The organism is Nitrospira sp. BLG_1, assembly GCF_047338595.1.
Lineage (GTDB): Bacteria > Nitrospirota > Nitrospiria > Nitrospirales > Nitrospiraceae > Nitrospira_D.
The window spans coordinates 12,536-25,793 of record NZ_JBLFBO010000002.1 but is presented as its reverse complement, the minus strand read 5'-3'; the positions used below and the strand labels follow the sequence as shown (position 1 = coordinate 25,793).

Annotated in this window: 15 protein-coding genes; 10 read left to right on the top strand and 5 right to left on the bottom strand. The window is 55.8% G+C overall.

The features are described 5' to 3' along the window. Position 1 precedes the first annotated feature (1 nt). The 7 genes from ACMTNU_RS02265 to ACMTNU_RS02235 all read left to right on the top strand — a co-directional run bounded on the left by ACMTNU_RS02265 (position 2) and on the right by ACMTNU_RS02235 (position 6,446). Entirely contained in the window at positions 2-1,414 is a 1,413-nt protein-coding gene (locus ACMTNU_RS02265; protein ID WP_413933575.1) for an efflux transporter outer membrane subunit, read from the top strand. After that, the gene (locus tag ACMTNU_RS02260) at positions 1,395-2,006 is read left to right on the top strand and encodes a nitroreductase family protein (RefSeq protein ID WP_413933574.1); all 612 of its coding nucleotides are present in this window, start codon (positions 1,395-1,397) and stop codon (positions 2,004-2,006) included. The genes ACMTNU_RS02265 and ACMTNU_RS02260 overlap by 20 nt, the downstream gene beginning before the upstream one ends. A gap of 19 nt (positions 2,007-2,025) precedes the next feature. Then, positions 2,026-2,757 (top strand): SDR family NAD(P)-dependent oxidoreductase, encoded by a 732-nt coding sequence (locus tag ACMTNU_RS02255; protein WP_413933573.1) that lies wholly within the window; start codon positions 2,026-2,028, stop codon positions 2,755-2,757. A 159-nt stretch (positions 2,758-2,916) separates the two neighbouring features. Further along, entirely contained in the window at positions 2,917-3,300 is a 384-nt protein-coding gene (locus tag ACMTNU_RS02250) for a RidA family protein (RefSeq protein ID WP_413933572.1), read from the top strand. Next, complete coding sequence (locus ACMTNU_RS02245; RefSeq protein WP_413933571.1) at positions 3,284-3,928, top strand: DNA-3-methyladenine glycosylase family protein; 645 nt, start codon at positions 3,284-3,286, stop codon at positions 3,926-3,928. The genes ACMTNU_RS02250 and ACMTNU_RS02245 overlap by 17 nt, the downstream gene beginning before the upstream one ends. Further along, complete coding sequence (locus ACMTNU_RS02240) at positions 3,928-4,809, top strand: MBL fold metallo-hydrolase (RefSeq protein WP_413933570.1); 882 nt, start codon at positions 3,928-3,930, stop codon at positions 4,807-4,809. Before ACMTNU_RS02245 ends, ACMTNU_RS02240 begins: the two co-directional genes overlap by 1 nt. Positions 4,810-4,817: 8 nt before the next feature. Further along, positions 4,818-6,446, top strand: coding sequence for a hypothetical protein (locus tag ACMTNU_RS02235; RefSeq protein ID WP_413933569.1), 1,629 nt, complete (start codon positions 4,818-4,820; stop codon positions 6,444-6,446). A 115-nt stretch (positions 6,447-6,561) separates the two neighbouring features. On the opposite strand, the gene ACMTNU_RS02230 is transcribed toward ACMTNU_RS02235, so the two are convergent. From ACMTNU_RS02230 to ACMTNU_RS02210, 5 genes are all read right to left on the bottom strand, one after another. Further along, positions 6,562-6,873, bottom strand: a complete 312-nt coding sequence (locus ACMTNU_RS02230; RefSeq protein WP_413933568.1) for a TfoX/Sxy family protein — start codon at positions 6,871-6,873, stop codon at positions 6,562-6,564. A 3-nt stretch (positions 6,874-6,876) separates the two neighbouring features. Continuing rightward, positions 6,877-7,731: a methyltransferase domain-containing protein gene (locus ACMTNU_RS02225; protein WP_413933567.1), complete on the bottom strand. Its 855-nt coding sequence runs from the start codon at positions 7,729-7,731 to the stop codon at positions 6,877-6,879. Between the two features lie 7 nt (positions 7,732-7,738). Then, the gene (locus ACMTNU_RS02220) at positions 7,739-8,173 is read right to left on the bottom strand and encodes a hypothetical protein (RefSeq protein ID WP_413933566.1); all 435 of its coding nucleotides are present in this window, start codon (positions 8,171-8,173) and stop codon (positions 7,739-7,741) included. Between the two features lie 88 nt (positions 8,174-8,261). After that, positions 8,262-8,468 carry a DUF1059 domain-containing protein gene (locus tag ACMTNU_RS02215; RefSeq protein WP_413933565.1) on the bottom strand — a complete coding sequence of 69 codons (207 nt, stop codon included), beginning with the start codon at positions 8,466-8,468 and terminating at the stop codon, positions 8,262-8,264. Positions 8,469-8,965: 497 nt separating this feature from the next. Further along, positions 8,966-9,154 carry a hypothetical protein gene (locus tag ACMTNU_RS02210; protein ID WP_413933564.1) on the bottom strand — a complete coding sequence of 63 codons (189 nt, stop codon included), beginning with the start codon at positions 9,152-9,154 and terminating at the stop codon, positions 8,966-8,968. A gap of 468 nt (positions 9,155-9,622) precedes the next feature. On the opposite strand from ACMTNU_RS02210, the gene dinB reads away from it, so the two are divergent. The 3 genes from dinB (at position 9,623) to ACMTNU_RS02195 (ending at position 13,213) form a co-directional block, all read left to right on the top strand. Then, positions 9,623-10,699, top strand: a complete 1,077-nt coding sequence (gene dinB / locus ACMTNU_RS02205; protein ID WP_413933563.1) for a DNA polymerase IV — start codon at positions 9,623-9,625, stop codon at positions 10,697-10,699. 413 nt (positions 10,700-11,112) lie between these two features. After that, on the top strand, positions 11,113-11,610 hold the full coding sequence (locus ACMTNU_RS02200) for a hypothetical protein (protein WP_413933562.1): 498 nt from the start codon (positions 11,113-11,115) through the stop codon (positions 11,608-11,610). A 160-nt stretch (positions 11,611-11,770) separates the two neighbouring features. Continuing rightward, complete coding sequence (locus tag ACMTNU_RS02195; RefSeq protein WP_413933898.1) at positions 11,771-13,213, top strand: sodium:solute symporter family protein; 1,443 nt, start codon at positions 11,771-11,773, stop codon at positions 13,211-13,213. The last annotated feature ends 45 nt before the right edge of the window (positions 13,214-13,258 follow it).

Genomic DNA, 13,258 nt, shown 5'->3' with positions numbered 1-13,258 from the left:
CGTGCGCATAATTGCGATTGTTGGACTGTCATTGCTGCTCCTCTCCTGTTCAATGGGGCCCAATTACAAGCGGCCTCCGGCTGACGGGGAGGATCGCTTCCGAATGGCCGAGGGTGCATCCGAACTGCCGTCCTTGGCAAACTTGCCCTGGTGGGAGCTCCTTCGCGATGAACAGCTTCAACAACTCATTCGGACGGCGCTCGTGGAAAATCGGGATCTTCAGCGGGCCGTGGCGACCGTCGAGGAGTTCCGGGCCAGGGCGCTCGTTGCCCGATCGGACTATCTCCCCGGGATCTCGTTCTCCTCCAGTCTCCCGGCCGGACGCAAGGCGAACTTCCTCTTTCCCGGATTTGCCAGTCCGTTCAACTATTACCTGCTCGGAAACCTGGCGTGGGAGGTTGATCTGTGGGGGCGGGTGCGAAGAACGAATGAAGCCGCACGAGCAGAGCTCTTGTCCAAAGAGGAGAACCGCCGCGCCGTGACCATTCAATTGGTCAGCGCCGTCGGGGAAGCCTACTTCAACCTGCTCCAGTTTGATCTCCAGCTTGATGTTGCGAAACGAACGTTGCAGTCGTGGGAAGAATCGGTGCGCATCGCGCAGGCTCGTTTGCGTCAGGGGATGACCTCAAAACTCGATGCGGACCAGTTTGAGGCGGAGCGCGCGAACGCTGCGGCTCGGACTGCAGAGCTTGAACGGCAAATGATCCAAGCGGAAAATCACTTGAGCGTCTTGTTGGGCCGGAAGCCCTTTAGCATCGTCCGCGGCCGTTCATTGGATGAGCAGATTGTACCTCCTGCTGTACCTGCCGGGCTGCCTTCTGAATTACTCCAGCGACGGCCCGACATCTTGGTGGCGGAGCAACAGTTAGCCGCGGCTACGGCGCGTATCGGTGCCGCAAAAGCCGATCGATTCCCCAAGGTTACGTTGACCGGCTTACTTGGTGTGGCGCATCCCTCTCTCTCCTTGCTGTTTACCGATCCCTCTTCCTTCGGCGTGTTCAGCGCCGCGATCGCGACGCCGTTGCTCAATGCGCAGGTCTTGGGCTTTCAACAGGAAGCCGTCGAGGCGCAAGCCAAGGAGGCATTGGCGCAATATCAACAGACCATCTTGACGGCTTTTCGGGAGGTTGAAGACGCGCTGGTTGCCGTGCGGACGGCTCGTGTGCAGGGTGAGGCGCAACAGCAACAGGTGGCTGCATTACAGTCGGCCCTTAAGCTGGCGGAACTTCGCTATAAGGGAGGGTTGGCGAACTATCTGGATGTGCTGGTGGCGCGTCGAAATCTCTTCGAATCGGAGCTGGCCTTGACGAGTACACGCCGGTTACTATTGGCGTCGACCGTGCAGCTCTATAAAGCACTTGGTGGCGGATGGAATCCTGAGAATCCGCCGGCCGATGAGCACAAAGGGTCTTAACGTGGATCAGCAGGGGCAAGTCCAACTCCCCATTCATGAATTACTGGCCAGTCGGTGGAGCCCTCGCGCGTTCGATGATCGGCTGGTCGATACCGATCTGTTACGAATATTGTTCGAGGCGGCTCGATGGGCGCCTTCGTCGAATAATGAACAGCCTTGGCGATTTATCGTGGCCACGAAGGATCAGGAGACGGATTGGACCAGGCTCTTTGATTGTCTCGTGGAAGGCAACCGCCGATGGGCCTTTCGTGCGCCGGTTTTGGTGCTTTCAGTCGCGAGCATGAATTTTCAGGACAATGGGAGACCGAATCGGCATGCGTTTCATGATACGGGCTTGGCCACGCAGAATCTGGTGCTGCAGGCGGCAGTTCACGGATTGATGGCTCGCCAGATGGCCGGCTTCGATCTGGAGAAAACACGAACCGATCTGCAGATCCCTTCGGGGTATGAGCCGGTCGCGATCATTGCGATCGGCTATCCTGGGAATCCGGATGCCCTTCCCGAACGACTGCGAGAACGGGAGCTTCAACCGCGGAGTCGCCGTCCGATTGAAGAATGGACCTTTTCCGGGCAATGGGGAATTCCCTATTGAAGTCAGAGGAGTTGATTCGATGAAATCGTTGAGCGGGAAAGTGGCGATTGTGACCGGTGCGTCCAGCGGGATTGGTCGGGCCATTGCGGAACGGTTGGCGGACGAAGGGGCCATTGTCGTAGTGAACTACAACCGGAGCGAGGAGAAGGCGAAGGAAGTGGTCACGGTGATTCAAGCCAAGGGAGGAAAAGCGCTTGCGACCCAGGCCGACATGGGCCAGGTGGCCGATGCGCGTCGTCTTGTGGTTGATACCGTGCGGCAATTCAACAAACTGGATATTCTGGTGAATAACGCCGGCAAGTTTATGCCCAAGCCCCTCGAACAGACGACGGAGGAGGACTTTGAGAGCGTGATCGCTCTGAATGCGAAGGGGCCGTACTTTGCGATGCAGGAAGCGGCGCGAGTGCTCAAAGACGGCGGGCGGATCGTGAATATTTCCACCTGTGGAACGCATCTGAGCTTTCCAGGGGCGACGGCCTATTTGGGGAGTAAGGCGGCCCTGGAGCAATTCAGCAAAGGGCTTGCACAGGAATTGGCTCCGAAAGGAGTAACCGTCAATACGGTGTCGCCTGGGTTTACGGAGACCGGCATGATGACCGACGAGTACCGACAGGTCGGTCTTCAATTGACCCCCCTGAAGCGACTCGGCACTCCCAATGATATCGCTGATGTGGTGGCGTTCATCGTCAGCGAAGACGGGCGCTGGCTGACAGGACAGACGATACAAGCCGGCGGCGGTATCGTCATGTAACAGGATGTTGAAACAGGGCGCCAGCGTCGTTCCCCGCCTTGCCGAAGCTGCTTCGCGAGGCAGGTCGCGTCGTTCAGGGAGTCAACGTACAGAACAGAGTACGTCTTCCCCCTTCACGTGCTGGCGTCTTGTTTGAATATCCTGATAATCGGAGGCGTCATGGCGAGACAGAACATTTCAACTGGTGGTCCGTGGGAGGGAAAGATCGGCTACTCACGAGCAGTGCGGGTGGGTGCCCATGTCGCGGTGTCTGGATCCACGGCGATGACCCCGTCCGGGCTGGTCGGTAAAGGAGATCCTTACGCGCAGACCATTCAAAGCTTGAAGACAATCGAAGCGGCCCTTCAGCAGGCCGGTGCGTCCTTGTCTGATGTGGTGCGAACCAGGATCTATCTGGCGAACATCGATCAATGGCAAGAGGTCGGACGAGCCCATGGAGAGGTCTTCGGTACCATCAGACCAGCGACGACCATGATTGAAGTGAAGCGGTTGATCGATCCGGATATGCTTGTCGAAATCGAGGCTGATGCCGTTATCGGGTAGCGATCCAGCTGTTGCGTATCTGGCGACAGTCGATCCCGTCATGCGCCGGCTGATGGAAGACATCGGCGCCTGTACGCTGAAGCCCAACATCCGTCGGTCGCCGTTTGAATCCCTCGTCCGTGCGATCGCCCACCAACAGCTCCATGACAAGGCTGCCGAGAGTATCCTCACGAGATTTGTGGCGCTCTTTCCCGGACGGAAGTTCCCTCGTCCCGACGACCTTCTCGCTCTGAATATGCGCTCGATGAGAGTCGCCGGGTTCTCCAAGTCGAAGATCTTGGCATTGCGGGATCTCGCCACCAAGACGCTCGATGGTACGGTGCCGACGAATCGCGTGATCCAGAAACTCGGGGATGACGAGATTGTCGAACGATTGATCAAGGTGCGAGGGATTGGACGCTGGACCGTCGAGATGCTGCTGATTTTCCAATTGGGCCGACCGGATGTGCTTCCGGTAGATGACTTCGGTGTGCGAAACGGATTTCGGATTGCCTATCGACGCCGCTCGATGCCGACCCCCAAACAGGTATTTCAGTATGGCGAACGGTGGAAGCCCTATCGTACAGTAGCCTCCTGGTATCTCTGGCGAGCGGCAGATCGGGGCAAGCAGGCACAGCAGGTCATGTAATGGCGGACCGAAACAAACGACTGGACTCCAACATACCCGGCAACTTTTATGTCGATGCGACCTGTATCAACTGCGACACCTGTCGACAGCTGGCGCCGGTGAGTTTTGAAGAAATCGGGAGGTATTCAGCCGTCAGCCATCAGCCGGTTAGTGGACCAGAAATTCATCAAGCCTATCAGGCCCTGCTCACCTGTCCCGTCGGGGCTATTGGGACCGAGCAAAGCGATAAAGCCTTGGTTCAAACGGCGATGGGAAGCTTTCCATCACCCATAGAGGATGGGGTGAGTTATTGCGGGTTCAATTCGGAGAAGTCCTTCGGGGCTAACAGTTTTCTGATTGAACATCCGGATGGGAATTGGCTGATCGACTCTCCCCGTTATCTCAAACATCTCGTTGAGGTGTTCGAACGTCGGGGCGGCATTGCGCATATCTTTCTCACGCACCAAGATGATGTCGCCGACTCGGACAAGTATGCGGCGCATTTCGGCGCCAAGCGAATCATTCATCGAGCGGATGTGGAAGCGGCGTCCACTGCGGAACAGATCATTGAGGGAGAGGAGACGACCCGAATCGGATCGGACTTCCAGATTATTCCCGTGCCGGGTCATACGGCAGGGAGTATGGTATTACTCTATCGCGAGACGTTTCTTTTTACCGGCGATCATCTCTGGTGGAACCCCCATGCGAAATCCCTGGAGGCCCCCACTCGCCTGATTTGGAACAAGGCGGCGTTGATTGAATCGCTGGAGAAAATGCTCGCGTATCGTTTTAAGTGGGTGCTGGCCGGACATGGTGACCGGGTCTGTCTTTCAGCTGAGGACATGCACGCACAGGTGCAGTCTCTCGTCGCGCGTCGTCAACGGCGTGGCATCTCTTTCTAGCGAGGCGTATGTCAATCGCGCATTGGATTGATCGCAATATTTTGTCTCTTGGCCGTGACATGCGGCTGTCGTACCTCCCGCCGCTGATGGTCTACGTCGCCTATGGCATCTCCGGGCTCACCGGGATCGTCGGCACATTTTTCGTGAAGGATTATCTCGGATTATCCGCATCGTTCCTTGCTGCGCTTGGATTTTGGGCGGGGATTCCTTGGGCGCTCAAGATGCCGATTGGACATACGGTCGATCTGCTCTGGCGGTGGAAGAGTTGGCTGGTCGGGTTGGGGGCCGGACTGCTCACGGTCAGTCTTGGGATCATGGCACTGTTGATCGGCGACCGTGAGGTGATGACGGCCATCCTCCCTGCAGAGGTGTGGTACGTGATCAGTGTCTTGTTAGCCCCCATCGGGTATGTCGTTCAGGACGCGGTGGCTGATGCCATGACGGTTGAAGCCGTTCCTCGAGTCGACGGCCAGGGGCGAGTTTTTGATGATCAGACACGCAAGTTGATGCACACGACCATGCAGACGCTTGGCCGTGTGGCGATCGTCGGCGGCGGGATTGCGGTCGCATTGGTGAATGTGTATGTCTTCAGCGGAACCGAGGGGCTGCCACAGGCTGACCTTATTCAACTCTACAAGCGGATCTACCTGATGGCGATGGGCATTCCTTTCGTCTCGGTGCTCGGCGTGGGGTTGGCCTGGTGGCTGAATCGTCGACACAAACACCGGCTGATTCAACAAGGATTCTCGTCAGAGCAGGCGGGACAGATGGTGGATGTGCGCGATGCGGAGTCGGAACCGACGAAACCCAATTGGTGGATCCTCGGCGGGAGCATGGCCTTCGTGGCCTTCACGTTGACGGTCGGTCTCGGAGGCTTTCCATACCGGGAAGAGATTGTGTTTGCCGGCTCCATGACGATCGTGCTGTTCTTGATGTCGCGGCTCATGCAGGAGTTGGAACCGGATAAACGGCTGACGTTGGTCGGTACTGCCGCAGTAGTGTTTTCGTTGCGCGCCATTCCGGGGTCTGGTCCTGGCGCCACGTGGTGGATGATCGACGATCTCAAATTCGATCAACAGTTTCTCTCGGTGCTGTCGCTCATCGGCGGCATCGTGGCACTGGTAGGCATGTTTGTCTTTCGTCGCTTCATGGCCGAGCGGTCGATTGCTTATGTGGTCGGGTTTCTCACCATCGTAGGGACGGTTCTCGCCTTGCCGATCACGGGGATGTATTACGGACTGCATGAATGGACGGCGAGTCTCACCGGGGGAATCGTCGATGCAAGATTCATTGCCTTGATCGATACAGCGTTGGAGTCACCGCTCGTGCAGATTTCTATGATTCCAATGTTGGCCTGGATCGCCAACTCGGCCCCGGCGAATCTGAAAGCCACGTTTTTTGCGGTGATGGCCTCCTTCACGAACCTGGCACTCTCGCTGGGCCAGTTGGGTACAAAATATCTCAATGAGATGTTTGTTGTTACGCGGGCAGTCCGTGATCAGGCGACTGGCGTCGTCCAGACTCCTGCTGATTACAGTCAGCTTGGGGAACTTCTTATCGTGCAACTCTTGCTGGGCTTGTTCATTCCCTTCTCTGCCATCCTGTTTGCGAAACTGACGAAGTTCAAGAGCGTGTAGCAGGATCGTACACAGCACCGCCGACTGAGTGCTTCCTCCGCTTTCAGCTGGTGGCAAGTGTGGGGACGCGTCCTGGCGTATGTCTGATGGTCCAGAGAACCTGCGACATCGAGGATTACTGCTCGGCAGCGTCTGTTGCCCACTGGGTCAAGGCTTCTGCATCCTCAAGAATATCAATCGGGACCTCGTAGAAGGATTTCAGCGTTTGCTTGGCGTTCGGTCGAAACGGCTTCATGCCATGGTCTGTATAGCGAGAGAGCGTGCTTGTGGTGACTTTGAAGTAAAGACGACCGTTATGAATGATGCCGAAAAATGTGGATCGATGATAGAGACCGTATCCGCCGAACATGGCACGCGCGGTGAGGCTACGGAGATCGGTCAACTGATCCAGGACAAAGTCTTTGAAGCTGTCGTTCTTTGACGACATGCCTTATCCGGGTTTGTGTCCCGCGACCATCCGTACCGCGATCGGCAAGGCGATGACGGACCCCTTCCGGTATTGCCCGGCTGTCTGGATGATTCGTTCTCTGGCCTCGGTCTGTTGCGTAGAGCTTAGTTTTGTCCACAGATTTTGAATTGGTGCGGCGATGTCCATGAGGCTGGAGAAGTATTCCTCCGCTGTTGAAAATCGGACATCGCCAGGAAATTCTTGTTCGGAGATGTCGACGAATCCGGCTTGCTGCAGCATGCCGGCAAGGTCGCCGGGCTTCGCCAAACGGAAAATGCCAGGCGCTGTGGGATCCGGCGGCGGAATCTCAATGAATTGTTTGATGATGTCGATGGGTATCTTGAGATACGGGTTCTTGTCCGGAGCGGACCAGACGGCCGCAGCGATCCAGGTATCCGGTTTGAGGACGCGGGCGATCTCGGTAACTGCCTTGGGAATTTCCGGCAAGAACATCAGGCAGAAGCGGGTTGTCACCGCATCGAATGAAGTCTGCTCAAACGGCAAGAGCGTGACATCGCCGGTTTGAAAGGTCAGGTTGGAGAGTTTCAGTAAAGTCGCTTTTCGTCTCGCAGCTTCGAGCATCTGCTCAGCCAGGTCGATTCCTGTGACGCTGCCGGTCGCCCCGACTGTCTGTGCGGCAAGCAGGGCAGGATAGCCTGTCCCGGATCCGAGATCGAGCACGCGCATGCCCGACCGTACCCGCGCGTCGGCGACCAGCCGGTGATTCAAGAAGGCCATCTGTTCGTCAAAGAAGCGATCCCACTTCTCCCAGCCGCCGGCGACACGGTTCCAATCCTGCCGTTGACCCTCAATGACCTGTTCGGGTGATGGCGACATGGGGACATTACCTCAGTGACTGTAAGGTCTGGCGCATTTCCTGGAGCTCGGACACAAAGAGGTCTAGATGCTGGTCCCGTTGCGGTTGATCATCCTTGAATTTCCAGAGCCGTTTGAAGATCGTCACGAGTTCCTTGTTGTGTGTGACGGCTAAGGCATAGGCCGGATGTTCTCTGGTAGACTTGTCGACGCTGCAGACATTATCGTCGATGGCATGAAACTGGTTGTGTAGGTCGTCGAACGGCTGGTCGACTCCCTTGCCGCCCTTTGCCTTCTGGGCTGTTGCTTCTGCCATCGTTGTCAGGTTGATCAGTGTTTCGACTCCGGTTGTACCCTTGGCCTTTGCGGTAAACTCCTTGGCATGAGGGTAAAAGAGGTAACTACAGCCGCTCGTGCTTAACAGGAGCAGGCCTATACAAGCGAGTCGTCCTTTCCATCCCATACGTGGTCCTTTCTCCACAAGGCGGGTGATGAATGAGGCCCCCCGCCAGCAGATGAGGCGGGGGCTCTCACTTACTACGAAGTGCGGACTAGACCTTGACGGTCACTGTTTGTACTGCTGCCTGAACTTTCGCCGCCATTTCCGGGGGAATAGAGTCCAACTTATGGCATTGCTTCGCGTGAGTGGCGACGAGCTGCATCAGCTCCGCCTCCGTTTCAGCCCGCACTTGGAACCCGCAGCCCCCGGACGGTTGCACATCCAGACAGCCGAGTTGCTTATACTGTTTGTCTGCCATGAGAGTTCTCCTCCTGGTTTAAGAGTGGGATTGTGGTGATTGGCATAAGTGCCCGGGAATCTGTGGAACCCTCTCCGGTACGATCGTCGGGTTCCTACTCGAATTGCACCAAATTTCTTGGCTGGCACAGGTTAACTGAGATGGTAGTGGATTCGTCTAAGGAGATCAACTCTTGATATGCGATGGCAGGTGCAGCCTGGGACTGCATATCCAATGTCTGACTTGGTGTGACAGTGTCCTGAGGCAAGATTAGCTGCCGGTGGAGGAACAGAGGTACTTGTGGTGCCTTTTTGTAGGGAAGGCGTACGTGAGGGAGTGAATAGAAGTTGGCTGGGTAGACTCAGCGGACTTCAAGAAAATGAATACGGGACCATACAGATCAACTTAGCCTGCTGGATTCACGATAGTTAGGCACCACGCACAGCACGAACAGGCAGGAGATCAAGCCTTCCCCATCCCTATTGACCTCACGAGCACGATTCGAAGTCAGATACGGTTCAGGCGGTTGTGTCGCTGGCATTTGGCCAGAGAGACAATGAGGCTCCAACCACCAGATAGACGATGCCGATGATGATGGCTCCGAGGTTGAGCTCATACCAGGCGTTCATCCCAAGGAAGAGCTCATTCAGCAAAAGACCCAGGAGCAACATCACAAATCCAATCCAATTGATGAAACTCATACCCATGGGCTGTCTCCTTTCAGTGATGGTATGTGCCCAGCTAGTGGGCCCATGTTGATGGTGAACTGCTGCTGACGATGTTGCTTTACGCTCAAGAATTGTGGTTCTCGAATGCCATGAGTGGTCCAACTCATATCACGCTTCCTGGTAAGTCGATTCTCCCCGCAACGAAAGCCATATCCCAACGGCGAGATAAACGATCGCCGGGAATATTGTAGAAAGATTGAAATCATACCACACGTTGAGGTACACGACCTCATTGAAGAAGAGTGCACTGAACAGCATCACAAATCCGATTACGTTAAACCAGCGAATGGCCACGAGAGCTACCTTTCGTTAATGGTCTAGCAGACTCAGTCGTTAGATCGGCTCCTCTTTGTGCGTGCAGCAGCAGGCTCGGAAGAAATTGTACGTCAGGTTCATCAAAAAAATCTACGGGGAAATAGCGGGCTTCTTGTTAAGTTAGGGGAGAAGATGGTTCGGATTATCGCTCATTTAGACATGGACGCGTTCTTCGCGGCGATTGAGGAGCGGGATACTCCCGCCCTTCGAGGTATTCCGTTGGTGGTCGGGGCGGACCCTCTGGGTGGGAGGGGACGTGGAGTCGTGTCCACGTCGAACTATCTGGCGCGTGCCTACGGGATTCACTCTGCGACCCCGATTTCCGTAGCGTGGCGGTTGTCAGAGGCGGCACGTCGGGCTGGGAAGCCGGCGGTTGCCTTTGTCTCGGTCGATATGCCCAAGTACGCGCATGTTTCAGCAGAAATCATGGGCGTCGTCAGGCGATTTATTCCTGTCGTAGAGCAGGCAAGCATCGATGAAACCTACGGCGATCTGAGTTTTACGGAGTCCTATCAAGCCGCAGCATTGCTGTCTCAAGAGTTGAAGGCTGCGATCTATACGACAGTCAGGCTGACAGCTTCAGTCGGCATCGGGCCGAACAAACTGATCGCCAAAATCGCATCGGGGATGTCTAAGCCGGATGGGCTGACGGTCGTCTGTGAGGAGGACGCCGAGTCGTTTCTCGCGCCACTTCCACTGCGAGCCATTCCTGGTATCGGCCCTAAGACGGAGGGCCTCCTTGCAAGACAGGGGTTCACCTGTGTGCAGGATGTGAAAGCATTGACGGCAGTGCAATTCAATGGATTGCTTGGGAAGCGCGGGGTCGACCTCTATGAAAAGGTTCGCGGCCGAGATATCACTCCGCTCGAGGAACATACGGAGATCAAGTCAATCAGCGAGCAGCATACCCTTGAGACCGATACCCTCGACAGCCAGCGACTACTCAGGGAACTGGAACTTCTCGGCAAGGGCGTGATGGATCGGTTGCGGCAGGAGGGGTTTCAGTCGTTTCGGACCGTCGTTCTAACCGTTCGGTTCGCTGACTTTAAAACCACATCACGTGCCCATACGCTGGTGGAACCAGCCGGCAATATGGCCACGCTGCGTCGGGAGATCCTAAGGCTGCTCATGCCGTTCCTCGACCGTCGCGAAAATCCTCTTCGCCAACGGATCCGCCTGCTTGGCATTCGGGTGGAAAAGCTGATCTGACCGATTACTCTGTCCTTTGTGGAACAAGCGAGTGAGCGAGACAACACCGGGCCATTCGAGATGGCGAGTGAATTCAAGGGGTAAGCGTCGCTTTTTCAGCATGGCTACACACTTCATCATGCATGCTTTGGCATTCAGTTGAAATTATCTCGAAGAATCCAGGAGATAGAAGGGTAATCTACCGGAAGAGTGAACTCATTTTCATTCGCTCTATGGGTTTGGCCCTATGGAAGAAAACACATGGGGAATAAGGAATCCCCGTGATACTCCAGTGGAATCGCTGGGGGGAACTCGGAAGCGCTTTATTAGGTACGACACTTGCTCAACGTTAATGCGCAGACAGTTGAGTAATGATGTCCGGGTGATAGAGCAATGTTCAGGGGGAAGTTTCCCTGAATGGGGAGATGACCAACATGGGAAATCTGAATCTCACAGTTGTACCGACGGCTATTGGTAAAGAATCGGAAGGCTTGCTGTCTGAACGCCGGCAAGAGGTACGAGTTGATGGGTCCAAGGTTTGTGCGTATAACCTCTGCGAATCGATCGAGGGTGAACGGGTTTTGATCGAACAGGGCGAGGCGTGCAGTTTGAATCGCAGTGCGCATGGGATTCTCGTCTTAATGGGTAGCCGGCCACGAAATCGACAACTTCTGGAACTTCATGTCCCTCAGGCTCGATGGGAATATGCGGTGAATCTCTATGAAGTGCAGTGGACCAAGGTTCTGCCTGTTGAGTCACATGGCGATCTCTTTCTCGTTGGTTGTCGCCTCCTACTCGGAGCATCTCAATACTGGGGGTTCAAACCCGGGGTGAGGAGATCTCCTAGGCTGGGTCTTAGGAGAAAACAGGTCGATTTGCACATGCTTGTACCGCAAGCGATTTCTTCTAAACCCAACTCCCCTGACCGCTAATTCATTCGGTCGATATCCGATATTTCTCCGGTGTGGCATGCGTTGCCACATATGACGCTTCCTTCCATTGGCTTGAGTCTTGCCATTGAGGCTACTTCCTGGCTCGGCAGGATTCTGAATGCTGATTGATTGCTCACGCAGATCGCATTATTCTGCGCACGTGGTCCTCTGGTTTGTCATCCTCTATCTGCTGCTCTCCGTCGGTATTGGACTGTTCGCTGCGACACGCGTGCAGAACTCCAAGGATTTTGCCGTGGCCGGGAGAAGTCTACCTCTGGCGGTGGTGACGGCTACCGTGTTTGCGACGTGGTTCGGTGCTGAAGCCGTGCTGGGAATCTCGGCGACGTTCGTCAAAGAGGGGCTTCGCGGCGTCGTGGCCGATCCATTCGGATCCAGCATGTGCTTGGTGCTGGCCGGGCTGTTTTTCGCCCCTCGGTTGTATCGCCTCAATCTACTGACGGTAGGAGATTACTACCGTTATCGGTACAACCGCACGGTTGAGGTCCTCTGCACACTCTGCATCGTCGCCTCGTACGTGGGATGGGTGGCGGCACAATTCAAAGTGCTGGGGCTGGTCTTGAATGTGGTGACCGAAGGTGGGGTCAGTCAGTCGGTTGGGATTATGATCGGGGCAGCGATCGTGCTGACCTATACGACCTTCGGAGGGATGTTTTCAGTCGCCATTCTCGATCTGGTCCAAATTTCAGTGATCGTGGGAGGGCTCCTCTATATCGCGTCCATCGTCGGGGATCTGGCGGGTGGCGTGCCGGCGGTGATTACCCATGCAGCGGAGGCCGGCAAGCTGAACCTGTTTCCTACGGCAACACTCGTGGAGTGGATTCCATTCCTGGGAGCCTGGATGACCATGATGCTTGGATCGATTCCACAGCAGGATGTCTTCCAACGGATCACCTCGGCGAGGAACGAGCAGACCGCCGTGCGGGGGGCGCTGTTGGGGGCCGGACTCTATTTTGCGTTCTGCTTTGTTCCGATGTTCCTAGCGTACTCGGCCACGTTGGTGGACCCTGCCAAGTTTGGGGCCTTGCTGGAGCAGGATTCGCAGTTGGTCTTGCCGACATTAATTCTGCAGCATACACCGGTTGTGGCACAGGTGATCTTTTTCGGGGCGCTGTTGTCTGCCGTCATGAGCTGTTCAAGCGCCACCTTACTGGCGCCCTCGGTGGCGCTCAGTGAGAATGTACTTAAGCCCCTGTTTCACCACGTGAACGACTCAGAATTTCTGCGCCTGATGCGTATCGTCTTGGTGGCATTTGCCTCACTGGTGTTGGTGATTGCGCTCTGGTCCGATGCGACCATCTACAAGCTGGTGGTGAGTACGTACAAAGTCACACTGGTCGCGGCCTTTATCCCGCTGCTTGCGGGACTCTATTGGAAGCGGGCAACGGCACAGGGAGCCTGTTGTGCCATCGTCGCCGGGCTTGCGAGTTGGCTCTTGCTGGAACTGGTAAGTCAACCGACTGATGTGTGGCCTCCGCAACTGGTTGGGCTTCTGGTCGCGGGAGTCGGGATGCTCGTTGGATCGCTGTTGCCGTCACTGACGGCTCAACACAAGCCGAATCTGAGCAAGGTGGAGGGGGAGTAATAGTCGGTCGTTTCCTGAGGGGATACGGTCTTTTCTTTTACGCCC